A 15,602-nucleotide genomic window follows, 5' to 3' on the forward strand; every position below is an offset into this window, starting at 1 on the left:
GCTACTTGAGGATGCGCAGGGTGGCGGGGTCGAGGTAGTCGTCGAAGGTCCGGATGGCGAATCCGCCGGCGACGACGGTGGTGGTGGGCAGGGTCGCCAGCGGGATCGCGTCGACCCGCTGGAGGAACGACTTCTGCGCGGACTGGAGGGCGGCGCAGCGTCCGCCGCCGTCGGTCACGCTCATGGCCTGGGTGACGAAGCCGTACCCCTTCTCGTTGACCGAGCCCGTCTTGTTGCGGCCGCCCTTCTCGGTCACCGGGCCCATCACCCGCAGCAGCGAGGAGGTGAGGGTGCCCAGCTGGTTGTTGTCGCCCTGGACGTTGATGTCCCAGTCCGAGCCGCCGGCGGTGGTCACCGTGGCCCAGTTGGCGTTGTCCAGGGAGCTGACGGAGACGTTCGCGCCGGCGTTGCGCAGCGCCTCGCCGATGTAGTCGTTGCCGCCCTGCAGCAGGGTCGTGCCGACGATGCGGACGCGGACCCCTGCCAGTTTCTTGGCCGCGGCGGCGGAGTCCTGGGGGACCAGCAGCGACCGGTCGGTGTTCACGCAGGGGAGCTTGGCCGAGCCGACGGACAGGATCGTGCTGCCCCGCTTGCCGCTGATGATGTCGCTGAACGTCTGCGGGTCTATGGCCTGGGCCACCGCGGCGCGCAGCTCGGGCCGGTCGGCGAAGGCCGTCCCCGGACGCTCGTTGAACAGCAGGTACGTCGTGGTGTTGGCGGCGCTCGACGTGGAGAACCGGGTGTCGCCGTCGAACCGGGCCACGTTCTCGTCGGAGACCACGCCGACGTCGAGGCTGCCGGCCAGCAACTGGGTGGCGATGGTCGCGTAGTCGGTGATCGGCGTGAGGTTCAGCTGCTTGGCGGGCACGCCCTCCAGGGGCTTGGCGAACGCCGGCCAGGCCGCGTAACCGTCGCGCAGCGTCAGCTGGTAGGAGACCGCAGCCTGGGACGAGGTCAGCGTGTAGGGGCCGGAGAACGCCCCGGCGGCCTTGCCGGCGGCGAGTCCCTTGAGGTCGCGCAGGCCCGCCGGGCAGACGATCCCGGCCTGCGGCAGCGTCAGCCCGGTGACGAAGTCGGACCACGGGACGGACAGGGCGGCCTTCACCGTGCTCGTCTTGTCGTCGGCGGTGAACGTCGCGGTGCCCGATCCCAGCGCCAGCGTACGTCCCGAGGAGCCCGTCTCCTTGGCCGCGAACCGCGTCAGCGAGGCGGCCACCACGGACGGCGTGATCGGCGTGCCGTCCGAACAGGTCAGCCCGCCGCGGATGGTGAACGTGTAGTGCGCCGCGTCCTCCGCCTGCCACTTGGAGGCGATGCCGCCGACGAGGGTGTTGCCCGCGTCCTTGCGCACCAGCGTGTCGAACAGCAGCCGGGCCACGGTGAAATCGTCGCCGCCCTTGGCCAGCGCCGGGTCGAAGGTCGCCGGATCGGTGTTCAGCGACATGTTGATGGTGTCGGTCGCCCCCTCGGCCACGCCGCATCCGGCCAGGCCCGCCACGAGCGCCATCGCGAGAATGGAATTGCGAAACACTGATCCTCCAGCGCACTCGCGAGAATGAATGGCGCCGAGCCTAGGTGTCGCCTGCCGATTCCAGGCCTTCCGCGGCGCAGAGCGCACGGAATTGAGTGATATCGCGGCCCGGGTGCACGATCCTTCCCGCGGCCTTCGCCGGAGGTTTCCCTCGCGTTACGGCTTCCTGCACGTGAGCGTGCCTCTGAGGGCCGATCTTACGCGGCGGTCCGGCAGGCGATACACGGTCATGGTCGGATCGGGCCTGTCCGTGCAGGATGAGCGCATGGTCGACGGGCTGGACTTCCAGATCATCAACGCACTCCAGATCCATCCCCGGGTCCCGTGGGTCCAACTCGGGAGGATCCTGCGGGTGGACCCCTCGACGATCTCGCGCCGCTGGTCGGCCCTCACCCAGCAGCGGCAGGTGTGGACGAGCTGCTTCGAGTGCGAGCCGCGCACCGGCCAGCAGGAGATCTCGGCCCTGGTCGAGATCCGGTGCGCGCCCGGCCAGCGGGGCGACGTCATCGCCGAGCTCAGCCGGCAGGGTCCCATCATCAGCGTGCACTGCACGTCGGGCGCCCGCGACCTCTACGTCATGATCTCGATGCCCACCCTGCTCTCCATGGACCGCTACATCGACGAGCACGTCGCGGGCGTCCCCGGCATCGTCGGCACCCGTACCCACTACCTGCGCAGGATCTTCCTGGAAGGGTCGGGCTGGCGGCTCAACGTGCTCTCCGACGAGCAGGCCCGCGCGCTGCACCTGCTGCGGCCGTCCGAGCCGCCCGACCACCGCAAGCCCGCCCACGTCGACGTCATCGGGGCGCTCAGCACGGACGTCCGCCGCACCGCCGCCGACATGCAGCGGGAGCTGGGCCGCTCGATCTCGGTCATCTCCCGGGACATCGACGCGCTGCTCGCGGCCGACTGGGTCAGATGGCGCGTGGACTTCGCGCACACCCTCCTGGGCTGGTCGGCGGCGGCGGTGCTGTGGCTCGACGTCAAGCACCCCGACCTGGAACGGCTCATCGCCTCGCTCCGGCTGCTCTGCCACGTGCGGCTGTGCGCCTCGGTGACCGGTGAGGCCAACCTCGCGGTCTTCCTGTGGCTGCGCAACCTGCAGGAGCTGGACGAGATCGAGGGCAGGCTGTCGTCGATGTTCCCGAAGCTGCTGGTCAAGGACAGGTGGATCGTGCCGAGGATCGCCAAGCGGACGGGCTACATTCTCGATCTCGACAGCCGGCGCCTGCGTTACGTGCCCGTCGGCGGCCGGCCGGTGTTCGATGAGCAGCTTCGTGCGGGCCCGGCCCGAAAATCCGATGTTTCGTGCGGGATCAACGCCGATCGACGCTCATTCGCGGCGCCTTTCCTAGCCTGAGCTAGACGACCGCCCGGCCGTCGACCAGTGCGCAGAGAAAGAGGTCGTGTGGACATCGAGGAGCTCAGGGCATTCCGGCGAGAACTGCACCGCAATCCGGAACCCGCGTTCGTGGAGATCGGGACGGCGGCCCGGATAGCGCGGGCCGTCGAAGACCTGCCGGTGACCGTCCTGACCGGAAAGGACGCCCACGACCTCTCCCCCGTCGTGAACTACCCGTCGCCGGGCACGCTCGCCGAATGGGCGGCCCGCGCCGTCGATTCCGGCATCCCGCCGGAGAAGGCCAGGTATTTCCAGGAGAACGGCACCGCGCTGGTCGTCGACCTGGCCGGCGTGCGGCCGGGGCCGCGATGGGGCCTGCGCGCCGACATCGACGCGCTGCCGATCCGGGAGTCCGCCGATCCGGCCCATTTCCCGGCCGCGAACGGCTTCGCGGCGGCGAACGGCGCGATGCACGCCTGCGGCCACGACGCGAACGCCACCATCGGCGTGGGCCTGCTGCACCGCCTCGCCGACCGCGACTTCGCGGGCTCGCTGAGAGTGCTGTTCCAGCCCGCCGAGGAGGGGGTACGCGGAGCGCAGACGATGATCGACGCCGGGGTGGCCGACGACATCGACCTCATGCTCGCCGTGCACATGGCGGGCGAGCTGGGCGTCGGCCAGGTCGTGGGCAGCTTCACCGGCGGCATGGCCACCCGCAAGCTGAAGGTCGACTTCACGGGCCGGGCCTCGCATGCCGCCGGCTCGCCCGAGTCGGGGCGCAACGCGCTGCTCGCCGCCGCCATGGCCACGCTGGCGATCATGGCGCTCCCCCGCTACGGGTCCGCCGACACCAGGCTCAACGTCGGCACGCTCGTCGCCGGTGACGGCGTGAACATCGTCCCGTCCTCGGCGGTGATGACCTGCGAGGCACGCGCCACCGACGACGAGGTCGTGGACGAGCTGGTCGGCCGGATCCGCTCCATCGTGGAGGGCGCCGCCCGCACGCAGGACGTCGAGGTGGCACTGGCCGTGACGGGCAGCTCCGCCACCCTGACGCCCGACGACGACGTGGTGGACCGCATCGTGGACGTGGCCGGCGCGCACCCCGGCGTCGTGGAGGTGATCAGGACCCAGGCGTTCGCCGGCAGCGACGACGCCAACCTGCTCATCCGGCACGTCCAGCGGCGCGCCGGCAGGGGCGCGTACCTGATGATCGGCGCCGGCAGCCCGGGACCGCACCACAGCGCGGACTTCGACGTGGCGGAGGAGTCGATCCCGCTCGGGATCGACCTCCTCGAGTCGCTGATCCGGCAGGGCTGATCAGCGGAAGGCGGGGACCGTGGGCGGCAGGCCCATGAGGACGGCGCCCGCGGCGTCGTACATCGCCGGGCTGAGGAAGGCGTGCTCCTGCGGCACCAGCGCGTCGCCGAGCAGGGCCGGCAGCGGGTGGTCCTGGTAGATCGCGGCGGTGCCGGAGAGGGAGACGACCTTGTGGACCACCTCCGACGCGGTCCGGGCGAGGTGGGCGGCGGACAGGCGCAGGTGCGCGTTCTGCTCGTCGCTGACCAGGCCGCCGGCGACGAGCGTCTCCCAGGCCTCCTCGGCGGCCTCGTAGAAGTAGGCGCGGGCGGAGCGCAGCGTGGCCTCGGCCTCGGCGGCGTCGTACTCGGCCAGGAACGTGGCGGCGTCGGGATAGGTGAGCGCCTGGACCCCGACGCTCTCGAAGAGGAAGACGAGCGAGCGCCGCAGGTCGTGGTCGTCGTCGACGATGTGCACCACCGGGCCGGCCACGGCCGATTCGGTACCGCTCATGCCCGTACTATGCGCGGCCCGCCGGAGCTGGGCAATCCCGCCGGTTCGGCCAGCGGACTGGCGAGCTTGGAGAGCGGGCCGCGCCGGACATTGACTTCCATCGGTCCCGTACGCAACCAGAAGGACGGAAAACACGTGCACCACCGCATCGGCATCCTCGGCACCGGCAACATCTTCGGCCGCTACGTCACCGGCATGGCCCGCTACCCGGAGCTGGAGATCGTCCGCGTCGGCGACATCGACGTCGACAGGGCCAAGCGGGCCGCGGAAGGGCATGGCATCCCCGCCTGGGGGGACGGCGACGAGCTCTACGCCGACGACTCGATCGACATCCTGGTGAACCTGACCCCGCCGGCCCATCACGCGAGGACCGTCATCCGGGCCCTGGAGTCCGGCAAGCACGTCTACGTCGAGAAGCCGCTCGCCGCGACCGTCGCCGAGGCCCGGGAGGTGCTGGCGGTGGCCGGGACCAGCGGCCGCGTGCTGGGCTCCGCGCCGGACACGTTCCTGGGCAGCGCCTCCCAGACCGCGCGCAAGGCGCTCGACGACGGGCTGATCGGCGAGCCCATCGGCGTGTCGGCGTTCATCCGGCACAGCAAGGCCGAGACCTGGCATCCGGACCCGCGCTTCCTCTTCCAGCCCGGGGGCGGGCCCGTTCTAGACATGGGGCCGTACTATCTGGCCATACTGGTGAACCTGCTCGGCCCGGTCAGGTCCGTGGCGGGGGCCGCCCGCGTCGGCGCGCCGGTGCGCGCGGTGACCGCGCCGGACCGCGTCGTGGACCGGATCGACGTCGAGGTGGCGACCCATGCCTCCGCCGTCCTCGTCTTCGGTTCCGGGGTCATCGGCACCACGCTGATGAGCTTCGACGTCTGGGACAGCGATCTGCCCGCCATCGAGGTCTACGGCACCGAAGGGACGCTCACCTTGCCCAACCCCAACCACTTCGACGGGGACGTACGGGTGCGACGGCACGGGGACGCCGACTGGACGGTCCTGCCGCCCGTCGTCGGCCTGTTCGGCGCGGTCGGCACCAAGGAGCAGGCCCGCCGCGGGCTCGGCGTGCGCGATCTGGCCGACGCGATCGAGGGCGGCCCCCACCGCGCCAACGCCACGTTCGCCTTCCACGTGCTCGAGGCCCTGTCCGCGATCGACGGACCCGCCCAGGTCGTCCAGCTGGAGAGCACGTGCGAGCGCCCGGCCCCCCGCTTCGCGGAGTGACCCCGGCGCAGGCCGCGACGCTGGGCGCGGTCGTCGACACGATCGTCCCCGCCGACGGCTACCCGAGCGGCACCGAGGCGGGGGTCCTGGACTACCTCGCGGGGCAGTTCGGCCGTGACCTGGCCGAGCTGCGCGCCTATTACGGGGCCGGGCTCGACGCCGTCGAGGCCGAGGCGCGCGAGCGGCACGGCGCCGGCTTCCCCGAGCTCCCGCCCGGGCGGCGCGAAGAGCTGCTGCGGGCGCTGGAGGCGGGCGACACGCGGGTGCCGTGGCCGTTCGACGCGGCGGCGTTCGTGGAGACGGTGGTCGGTCACGTCATGGAGGGCTTCTACGGCGACCCGGACAACGGCGGCAACCACGACGCCGTCTCCTGGCGGATGATCGGATTCGAGGTGCGAGGCTGATGCGCGGGCGAGCGCAGGCCCTGATCGGATGCGAGGGACGGGGCTGATGCGCGCGCGGACGCGGGCCGTGACCGGATGCGAGGTACGAGGCTGATGCGGGTGGACGCGGTCGTGGTCGGGTCGGGCGCCGGGGGCGGGGTCGCCGCCGCGGTCCTGGCGGAGGCGGGCAAGCAAGTGCTCGTGCTGGAGCGCGGCCGCGACCTCACCTTCGCGGAGATCGGCCGTGACCATCTGCGCAACCACCGCCTCACCCGCTACCCGCACCGGTCCGGGCCCGACTACGAGAACGGCCCGCGCGTCGTCGTCGACGCCGCCGGCGAGCACCTGGTACGCCCGCACGAGCCGGGCTTCCACGGCAACGCCACGCTGGTCGGCGGCGGCACCCGGCTCTACGGGGCGCAGGCGTGGCGGTTCCTGCCCGCCGACTTCACCATGGCGAGCACGTACGGCGTGCCCGCCGGCAGCAGCCTCGCCGACTGGCCCATCGGCTACGACGACCTGGAGCCCTCCTACGAGCGCGCCGAGTGGGAGATCGGCGTCTGCGGCGACCACGCGGCCGGCAGCCGCCACTGGAGGCGCGCCAAGCCGTACCCGATGTCCCCGCTCCCGGAGGGCCTGCAGGCCGCCGCCCTGCGCAGGGGCGCGGCCGCCCTCGGCTGGGACGTGCTGCCGGTGCCGCTGCTGATCAACTCGGTGCCGTACGGCGGGCGGGCCGCCTGCACCCGCTGCCAGCACTGCGTCGGCTTCGCCTGCCCGGCGGACGCCAAGAACGGCTCGCACAACACCGTGCTGAGCCGCGCGCTCGCCACCGGCCGCGCCCGGTTGCTGCCGGAGGCCGTCGCCGAACGCGTCGAATGCGACCCGTCGGGCCGCGTCACCGGCGTGCGCTGGGTGGATCGCTCGGGGGCCCGCCACGTCGTCGAGGCCGAGGTGGTGATCTGCGCGGCCGGCGCGATCGAGACGGCCCGGCTGCTGCAGAACTCGCCGACCCGGCGCGAGCCGTACGGGCTGGGCAACAACCACGATCAGGTGGGGCGGCACCTGCAGGGCCACGCCTACGCGTGGGCGCTGGGCGAGATGGACGAGCCCGTGCACGACGGGCTGGGCCCCGGCGTCTCGCTCGCGACGCTCGACTTCGTCCACCACAACGACGGCCTGGTGGGCGGGGCGATGCTGGCGGACGAGTTCACCGTGCTGCCCCTGGCCTTCTGGGCCCGGAACCTGCCGCCGGACCTGCCGCGCTGGGGCGCGCGCAACAAGCAGTACATGCGGGACAACTACCGCCGTGTCATGCGGGTGGGCGGGCCGGTCCAGGAGATCCCCAGCCCGGAGGCGCGGACGCGGCTCGACCCGCGCGTGCGCGACCGGTGGGGCATCCCGGTCGCCCGCCTGTCCGGGACGACCCATCCGGAGACCCTGCGTACCGGGGATTTCATCGCCGGCCGCGCCCGTGAGTGGCTGCTCGCCTCGGGCGCGCGCCGGGCGTGGGCGGCACGGGCGCCCCTGGGCCTGCACGCCGGGCAGCACCAGTCGGGGACGTGCCGGATGGGCGACGACGAGCGGACGTCGGTCGTGGACCGGTGGGGCCGGGTCCACGGGCACGACAACCTCTATGTCGCCGACGCCTCGGTGCACGTCACCAACGGCGGGGTCAACCCGGTGCTGACGATCATGGCGCTGGCGTTCCGGACGGCCGAGCGGCTGTCCGCTGACTGGTGACGTCCTTCAGGACAGCCGAGCGGTGACGTCTTTCAGGACGGCCGGGTGGCGACGTCGAGGACCACCTTGCCGGTGGCGTGGCCGTCCTCCACGAGCGCGAGCGCGCCGGCGGCCGCCGCGAACGGGAACACCCGGCCGACGCGCGGGTCCAGCTTCCCCGCGACCACCAGCTCGCCCAGGGCCGACAGCGTCTCCGGCCCGCCGACGCGCGAGAGCGGGCGCGCGCCGAAGCGCGCGGCGGTCTCCTCGCCGGCCACGGTGAGCACGCGCGTCCCGGCGGTGAGGATCCCCGCGACGCCGTGGAGGGCGTCGCCGCCGACCAGGTCGAGCACGGCGTGGGCGCCCTCGGGAAGAAGGTCCCGCAGCCGGCCCGCGACGTCGTCGCGATCGTAGGCGACCGCCGTGGCGCCGAGGGATTCGACGAACGCGCGCTTCGCCCCGCTCGCCGTGCCCACGACCCGTACCCCGTCCATGACCGCGAGCTGGGCCGCGACGGTGCCGACTCCCCCGCCGGCGCCCAGGATCAGCAGCGTCTGCCCGGGGGCCGGGGCGAGGGCGGCGAGCCCCTCGTAGGCGGTCCCCGCCGCGATCGGCAGCGCCGCCGCGTCGGTGAAGCTCAGCCCGGCCGGCATGCGCGCGGCCCGGTCCTGCGGCAGCACCGCCAGCTCGGCGTAGCCGCCGCTCCCGCCGGCCGTGCTGCCGAAGACCGCGTCCCCGACGGCCAGCCGGGTGACTCCCGGCCCGGTCCGCACCACGGTCCCGGCCACCTCGCGCCCGAGGATCGCGGGCAGGCTCAGCGGCAGGAAGGCGCGCTGCAGGCCGGCGCGGACCTTCCAGTCCACCGGGTTGACGCCGGCCGCGCGCACCTCGACGAGCACTTCGCCCTCCTGCGGCTCGGGCGCGGGAACGCCGAGAAACCGCTGGACATCCGGACCGCCGTAGTCGATGAACCCGTAAGCGAGAGGCATGGTCAGGGACGCTACCGACCGGCCGGGGAGCAGGCTGAAGGGCTGTTCCGGTCAGTGAACCGGCGCGGGAGCCGCCCGAATCGTCCGGCTCTAGGGTTTGAGGCCACCACCTGAAGAACGGTGACTCCGCGTCCGGCAACAATTCGGGCAATTAGTACGATGCCCGACACCTCGTTACACCGCACGCCCCCAGATTGTCTCGAGGAGTACCAATGTCACTGACGAAGTCAGTATGGCGCCGTCGTCTCGCCGCGGGCGCCGCCGGCGCGGCCATGCTCGCCTCCGCCGCGTGCAGTGCCGCCAACCAGGGCGCCATCGGCAACTCCGCGAGCGCGAGCGCAGGCCCGGTGCGCGGGGGCGGCACTCTCATCGTCGCCCAGACGAGCGACGCCGACCCGGGTTCGTTCCTCAAGACCTCCTTCGGCAACATCGTGGCGGAGTACGCGGTCTTCGAGACCCTGACCCTCATCGACGGCAAGACCGGCCGGCCCAAGGGGGTCCTGGCCGAGTCGTGGACCCTGGCCCCCGACGGCAAGAGCCTGGATCTCAAGCTCCGCGACGACGTGACCTTCCACAGCGGCCGCAAGCTGACCGCGGACGACGTCGTCTTCGCCATCCAGAAGGTCCAGGACCCGGCCACCGGCGCGGCCAACCAGTCGATCGCCGCCCAGATCTCCGGCCTGAAGACCAAGGGCGAGCACGAGCTGACGCTGACGTTCAAGCAGCCGCTGCCGAACATCTTCGACCTCTTCGAGACGATGCCCATCCTCAACAAGGACTCCTACGCCGACTACGCCTCGGGCACGAAGGTCGACGGCACCGGGCGCTTCACGTGGAAGTCGTGGACTCCGGGCGGCAAGCTGGTGCTCGGCAAGTACGCGGGCTACCGCGACGCGGCCGGCACCCAGCTCGACACCATCGAGATCAACCTGATCAAGGACCCGACGGCCATGGTCGCGGCCATCCGCAGCGGCCGCGTCCAGTACGGCGTCGGCATGGCGGCCCTGGACGCCAGGACCCTGAGCCAGCAGCCCGGCTTCTCCCTCGTGACCTCGGGCGGCGCGGCCATCCCGCTGGGGTTCGACGTGACCAGGCCGCCGTTCGACAACAAGGCCGTGCGCCAGGCGGTCCACTACGCGATCGACCGCGACCGCATCGTGCAGCAGGTCATGGGCGGCCAGGCCGACCCGACCAACGTGCCCTGGCGGGCCTCGACGGTCGGCTACGACGCCGCCCAGGCCAAGCAGTACACCTACCAGCCGGACAAGGCCAAGCAGCTGCTGGCCGAGGCGGGGGTGAAGAACGTCTCGTTCGACGTGCTCACGCTGAACTCGCCCGAGGCCACCGGCGTCTTCCAGATCGTCAAGAACAACCTGGCCGCCGTGGGACTGAACGCCAACCCGGTCGTCGTGCCCGTGGCCGACTACGACGCGCGGATCGCCAAGAAGGACCTGGGCGCCCCCGCCTTCCTGATGCAGAACAGCAACGGCCTGTCCCCGGCGACCGCCGTCGTGAGCCGGCCGGAGCTGCTGGCGGACGGGAACGTCTCCCACTTCAAGAGCCCCGAGTACGCGAAGCTGGTCAAGGCGGTCACCAGCGCCAGCACCACGGAGGACCAGCAGAAGGCCCTGCGCGACTACGACGCCTACTTCATCGACCAGGCGTTCGTGCTCCCGCTGGTCACCCGCCCCACCCTCACCCTGCGCGCGAACTCCGTGAACGGCATCAAGTCCACCCAGATGGGATTCCTCGACGTCAGCCAGGCCTGGCTGTCCAAGTAACCGGAGGCAGGACGATGGTCCGGTTCCTGATACGCAAGCTCCCCTCGCTGGTGTTCGTGCTGCTCGCCAGCTCGATCGTGGCCTTCGCCCTGCCCCGCCTGGCGCCGGGCGACGTGGCGGTCACGCTCGCCGGAGCGGACCCGACCGCGGCCAACATCGCCGCGATCCGCCAGCAGCTCGGCCTGGACCGCCCCCTGGTGATCCAGTACGCGGACTGGATGGCCGGGCTGCTCCAGGGCGACCTCGGCCAGTCCTACCTGCTGCGCCGCAGCGTCTCGAGCCTCATCGGCGACCGGCTGGGGAGCACGGTCGAGCTGGCCGCCCTGGCCACGCTGCTGGTCATCGCGATCGGCACGGCCCTGGGCGTCGTGGTCGGCTCGGTCCGCAGCCGCTGGGCGCGGACCGGCCTCGACCTGGTCAACAGCTTCCTCGTGGCCGTCCCGTCGTTCGTCACGGGGCTGGGGCTGATCCTCGTCTTCGGCGTGCTGAACCGCTGGCTGCCCGTCAGCGGCGAGGTAGCCTTCCTCGACGATCCGGTGATCGGCTTCCAGTTCCTGATCCTGCCGGCGATCGCCCTGGCGCTGCCGCCCGCGGCGGTCGTGGCCCGGCTGCTGCAGGCGGAGATGCTGGTCGCCAGGAACGAGGACTACGTGGACCTCGCGCTCAGCAAGGGAGCCTCGGGCGCCCGGATCACGATCCGCCACGTGCTGCGCAACAGCGTGGGCACCGCGGTCGTCGCGGTGGGCCTGCAGGTCGGGAACCTGCTCGCCGGCGCGGTGATCATCGAGGCGATCTTCAACCGCAACGGCCTCGGCCAGCTCGCCGTCTCCAGCGTGCAGACCCGCGACTTCACCGTGCTGCAGGTGCTGATCCTGGCCGTCGTCTTCGTGGCGGTGATCTGCCAGATCCTCACCGAGATGATCCTGGCAGCACTCGACCCCCGGATCACGTTGGGAGCGTAGGCATGGCAGACATTCCACTCGAAGGGGGAATCCCGCGCGCACGCCGGCTGAACCCGACGCTGGCCCGCTACCTGTCGGCGTTCCGCACGCCGAAGGGCGTCATCGGGCTGTCGATCCTCGCCGTCATGAGCCTGGCCGCCCTGCTCGCCCCCGTGCTCTTCCCCGGCGGGTACGACGAGCAGGGCCGCGAAGCCCTGACCGGCATCTCGGCCGGGCACATCTTCGGCGTGGACGAGTTCGGCCGCGACATCTTCGTCCGCAGCGTCTACGGCCTGCGCATCGACCTCAGCCTGATCTTCACCGCGGTGCCGCTCAGCATGGCGATCGGGGTCCTGCTCGGGCTGAGCGGCGCGCTGTCGGAGCACCTGGGGTCGGCGGTGCAGCGGCTGCTCGACGTGATCATCGGCTTCCCCGGCCTGATCCTGGGCATCTGCCTGGTGGCCATCCTGGGGCCGGGCTGGCCGGCGCTGTTCCTGACCATCCTGATCAGCGGGCTGCCCACCGCCGGCCGGCTGGCCCGCGGCGCCTGGCTGGCCCAGCAGAGCAGGGAGTACGTCCTCGCCGCCCGGGTGCTCGGCGTCTCCCGCCCGCAGCTCCTGGTCCGGCACGTCCTGCCGAACGCCATGGACTCGGCCGTCGTCAACGCGGCCGTGTGGATGGTCGTCGGCGTCTACATCGAGGCCGGGCTGAGCATCGTCGGCCTCGGCGTGCAGCCGCCGACGCCCTCGCTCGGCGTGCTCCTGAACAACGGACTGCGGTTCGTCACCCAGTCCCCCACCTACATCGTCGGCCCCGCGCTCCTGCTGCTCCTCGTGGCGGTGGCCTTCAGCCTGGTGTCCGACGCCCTCAACGAGGCGGTGAACCGCCGGTGACCTCCACCGAATCCCTGGCCCCCGTGACGGCGAAGGACGTGCCGCTGCTGCGGGTCGAAGGCCTGCGCACCGAGTTCCGTCTGAAGAACGGCGGCGTCAAGGCCGTCAACGACGTCAGCTTCGACATCTACCCGGGCGACGTGCTCGGCATCGTCGGCGAGTCCGGCTCGGGCAAGTCGGTGACGGCCCGCTCCATCATGCGCATACTGCGCCCGCCGGGCGAGGTCGTGGCCGGCTCCGTACGGCTCGGCGGCGAGGACCTGCTGGCCCTGCCCGAACGCGAGATGCGGCGCCGCCGCGGCAGCAAGGTCGCGATGGTCTTCCAGGACCCGCAGGCCGCGCTCAACCCCGTCATGAAGGTGGGCGACCAGATCGCCGAGGCCATGACGCTGCACGGGGTGGACAGGCAGACCGCGCGCAGGCGCGCGATCGAGCTGCTCGACCAGGTCGGCATCCCCGACGTCCGGACGAAGATCGACCATTACCCGCACCAGTTCTCCGGAGGCATGCGCCAGCGCGTCGTCATCGCGATCGCCCTGGCCAACGACCCCGCGCTGCTGATCGCGGACGAGCCCACGACCGCCCTCGACGTGACCATCCAGGCGCAGATCCTGCGCCTGCTCGCCCGGCTGCGCACCGAGCTCGGCATCGCCATCGCGATCATCACCCATGACATGGGGGTCGTGGCCGAGCTCTGCACCGACGTCGTCGTCATGTACGGCGGCCGCACGGTCGAGAAGGGCACCGTCGAGCAGGTCTTCGAGCATCCGCGGCACCCCTACACCGCGGCGCTGCTGGCGGCCATGCCCCGCCTCGACGACGACCGGATCGGGCAGCCGCTGCCCGCGATCCCGGGCGCGCCGCCCGACCCGGCCGCGCCGCCCCCCGGCTGCCCGTTCGCGCCCCGGTGCCGCTTCACCGAGGACGTCTGCGAGCACGAGCCGCCGCAGCTGCTCCAGATCGGCGGCGACGGGCAGTCGGCGGCCTGCTTCGTCGCACAGCGCGCCGCCACCGACGTCCCGGCCCTCGCCCCCGAGCCGCCCGCCGCGGACGTCTCCGTCCGCGCGTCCGAATCGCCCGCCCAGGTCGGGCAGCCGGCCGCCCCGGACGGCGCGACGCCCGTGCTCGAAGTGCGCGACCTGCGGATCGACGTCGGCTCCAGGCGGCGCGGGCTGTTCCACCGCGACCCGCCCGTCTACGCGGTCGACTCGGTGAGCCTGTCGGTGCACGCCGGCCGCACGCTCGGGCTGGTGGGCGAGAGCGGCTGCGGCAAGTCGACGCTGTCCAGGAGCATCGTCGGGATCAACCCGGTCTCCAGCGGGTCGGTCCTCGTCGACGGCGCCGACGTCAGCACGATGGGGCAGGCGGATCTCGGGCGGGTCAGGTCCTCGGTGCAGTACCTGTTCCAGGACCCGTACGCGTCGCTGAACCCGCGCCGCACCATCCGGCAGTCGCTGTCCGAGGCGCTCGCATTCAGAGGCGTCGGCCGGCGCGAGCGCGAGGAGGCGGCGCGGTCGCTGATGGCGCAGGTCGGGCTGCGCACAGAGCACCTCGACCGCTACCCCCACGCGTTCTCGGGCGGCCAGCGCCAGCGGATCGGCATCGCCCGCGCGCTGGCCAGGCAGCCGCGCGCGCTCATCCTCGACGAGCCGGTCTCCGCCCTGGACATGTCGATCCAGGCGCAGATCATCAACCTGCTGGAGAAGCTGCAGAACGAGCTCGGGCTCGGCTACCTGTTCATCGCCCACGACCTGTCGGTGGTGCGGCACCTCAGCGACACCGTCGCGGTCATGTACCTGGGCCGGATCGTGGAGTACGGCGACGCCGCCGCCGTCTACGGCAGCCCGCAGCACCCCTACACCGCCGCCCTGATGTCGTCCTCGCCCATCCCGTCGGTGTCCGCGCGCACGCGCGAGCGCATCGTCCTGCCCGGCGACCTGCCCAGCCCCGCGAACCCGCCGTCGGGCTGCCGGTTCCGCACCAGGTGCCCGGTCGGCCCGCTGGTCAACCCGGATCGGACGATCTGCACGGAGATCGACCCTCAGCTCACCCTCACGGCCACCGGCCAGCGGGCCGCCTGCCACTTTGCCGACAACGGAAAGGAAACCGAATGACCGCGAAGATCGCGCTCAACCCGATCCAGTGGATGGCCAGCGCCGACGGCTGGCTGGACCCGTCGCTGGCCCCGGCGCCGAAGGAGCTGCTGACCCAGATCAAGCGGGCCGGGTTCGACCACGTCATGTCCGAGGTGCCCGCCGGCTTCGACGTCGAGCAGTACCGGGCGCTGCTGGACGAGGTCGGCCTGGCGCTCGCGCCCGGCTACTTCCCCTGCCGCTCGGACGGCAGGGACGGCAACGAGGACACCGTCGTGGCGGCCGCCGCCGAGGTCGCCCGCACGCAGGCCCGGCTCGGCCTGACCGAGATCGGCCTGGGCCTGGGCATGGGCAAGGAGGCGCCGCGCGTCCTGAACCCCGGGCAGGGGCACGATGCCGACCCCTCGCGCGTCGAGGCGGTGACGGCGTTGATCGGGCGAATCTGCGACGCCATGGTGGCCGAGGGCGTCCGGCCGTGCCTGCACCCGCACGTCGGCACGTGGGTCGAGACCGAGGAGGAGGGCCGGGCGGTGCTCGACGCCCTGCCGGAGTCCAAGCTCGGCTTCCTGCCGGACACGGGACACCTGGCGTGGGCGGGCGCCGACGTCGCCGGGCTCGTGAAGGACTACGCCGACCGGATCCCCTTCGTACACGTGAAGGACTGCCGGCTCAGCGTCGCCGCCGAGGGCCTCGAGAAGGGGTGGGACTACCGGCAGACCGTGCTCGCGGGGCTCTGGGTCGAGCCCGGCCGGGGTGAGCTCGACCTGACCGGCATCATCGGCAACCTGCCCGACGCGTTCGACGGCTGGCTGATGGTGGAGGTGGACCGGCCCGACATCGCCGACCCGTACGAGAGCGCGCAGGCGTCGGCCCGCTGGATGCACGGCGCCTTCTGAG

At 72.1% G+C, this 15,602-nt stretch carries 13 protein-coding genes; 10 read left to right on the top strand and 3 right to left on the bottom strand.

What is annotated here, in order from left to right; translation table 11 throughout:
* Position 1 precedes the first annotated feature (1 nt).
* Positions 2-1,507, bottom strand: a complete 1,506-nt coding sequence (locus HD596_RS47600) for an ABC transporter substrate-binding protein (RefSeq protein WP_185075915.1) — start codon at positions 1,505-1,507, stop codon at positions 2-4.
* A 289-nt stretch (positions 1,508-1,796) separates the two neighbouring features.
* Here HD596_RS47600 and HD596_RS47605 point away from each other — a divergent pair, with 289 nt between their 5' ends.
* Both HD596_RS47605 and HD596_RS47610 read left to right on the top strand, forming a co-directional pair.
* A complete protein-coding gene (locus tag HD596_RS47605) occupies positions 1,797-2,891 on the top strand; it encodes an Lrp/AsnC family transcriptional regulator (RefSeq protein ID WP_185075916.1) in 1,095 nt (364 codons plus the stop codon).
* A gap of 48 nt (positions 2,892-2,939) precedes the next feature.
* Positions 2,940-4,193 (top strand): amidohydrolase, encoded by a 1,254-nt coding sequence (locus HD596_RS47610; RefSeq protein ID WP_185075917.1) that lies wholly within the window; start codon positions 2,940-2,942, stop codon positions 4,191-4,193.
* Here the strand turns inward: HD596_RS47610 and HD596_RS47615 are convergent, their stop codons facing one another.
* Positions 4,194-4,685 (bottom strand): acyl-CoA dehydrogenase family protein, encoded by a 492-nt coding sequence (locus tag HD596_RS47615; protein ID WP_185075918.1) that lies wholly within the window; start codon positions 4,683-4,685, stop codon positions 4,194-4,196.
* 9 nt (positions 4,686-4,694) lie between these two features.
* Here HD596_RS47615 and HD596_RS47620 point away from each other — a divergent pair, with 9 nt between their 5' ends.
* From HD596_RS47620 to HD596_RS47630, 3 genes are all read left to right on the top strand, one after another.
* Positions 4,695-5,906 (top strand): Gfo/Idh/MocA family protein, encoded by a 1,212-nt coding sequence (locus tag HD596_RS47620; protein WP_185075919.1) that lies wholly within the window; start codon positions 4,695-4,697, stop codon positions 5,904-5,906.
* The gene (locus HD596_RS47625) at positions 5,903-6,310 is read left to right on the top strand and encodes a gluconate 2-dehydrogenase subunit 3 family protein (RefSeq protein ID WP_185075920.1); all 408 of its coding nucleotides are present in this window, start codon (positions 5,903-5,905) and stop codon (positions 6,308-6,310) included. Before HD596_RS47620 ends, HD596_RS47625 begins: the two co-directional genes overlap by 4 nt.
* A gap of 75 nt (positions 6,311-6,385) precedes the next feature.
* The gene (locus HD596_RS47630; protein ID WP_221519922.1) at positions 6,386-8,029 is read left to right on the top strand and encodes a GMC family oxidoreductase; all 1,644 of its coding nucleotides are present in this window, start codon (positions 6,386-6,388) and stop codon (positions 8,027-8,029) included.
* A 32-nt stretch (positions 8,030-8,061) separates the two neighbouring features.
* On the opposite strand, the gene HD596_RS47635 is transcribed toward HD596_RS47630, so the two are convergent.
* The gene (locus HD596_RS47635) at positions 8,062-8,997 is read right to left on the bottom strand and encodes an NADP-dependent oxidoreductase (RefSeq protein WP_185075921.1); all 936 of its coding nucleotides are present in this window, start codon (positions 8,995-8,997) and stop codon (positions 8,062-8,064) included.
* Between the two features lie 212 nt (positions 8,998-9,209).
* Between HD596_RS47635 and HD596_RS47640 the strand changes: the two genes are divergently transcribed.
* The 5 genes from HD596_RS47640 to HD596_RS47660 are packed head-to-tail and all read left to right on the top strand — an operon-like array spanning position 9,210 to position 15,601.
* Positions 9,210-10,778: an ABC transporter substrate-binding protein gene (locus tag HD596_RS47640; protein WP_185075922.1), complete on the top strand. Its 1,569-nt coding sequence runs from the start codon at positions 9,210-9,212 to the stop codon at positions 10,776-10,778.
* Positions 10,779-10,792: 14 nt separating this feature from the next.
* Positions 10,793-11,740 carry an ABC transporter permease gene (locus HD596_RS47645; RefSeq protein WP_185075923.1) on the top strand — a complete coding sequence of 316 codons (948 nt, stop codon included), beginning with the start codon at positions 10,793-10,795 and terminating at the stop codon, positions 11,738-11,740.
* Positions 11,741-11,742: 2 nt separating this feature from the next.
* Entirely contained in the window at positions 11,743-12,612 is an 870-nt protein-coding gene (locus tag HD596_RS47650; RefSeq protein ID WP_185075924.1) for an ABC transporter permease, read from the top strand.
* Positions 12,609-14,726 carry an ABC transporter ATP-binding protein gene (locus HD596_RS47655; RefSeq protein WP_221519923.1) on the top strand — a complete coding sequence of 706 codons (2,118 nt, stop codon included), beginning with the start codon at positions 12,609-12,611 and terminating at the stop codon, positions 14,724-14,726. Before HD596_RS47650 ends, HD596_RS47655 begins: the two co-directional genes overlap by 4 nt.
* Positions 14,723-15,601, top strand: a complete 879-nt coding sequence (locus tag HD596_RS47660; RefSeq protein WP_185075925.1) for a sugar phosphate isomerase/epimerase family protein — start codon at positions 14,723-14,725, stop codon at positions 15,599-15,601. Before HD596_RS47655 ends, HD596_RS47660 begins: the two co-directional genes overlap by 4 nt.
* Position 15,602 lies beyond the last annotated feature (1 nt).

Source organism: Nonomuraea jabiensis, from assembly GCF_014204795.1.
In the GTDB taxonomy this organism is placed as follows: domain Bacteria; phylum Actinomycetota; class Actinomycetes; order Streptosporangiales; family Streptosporangiaceae; genus Nonomuraea; species Nonomuraea jabiensis.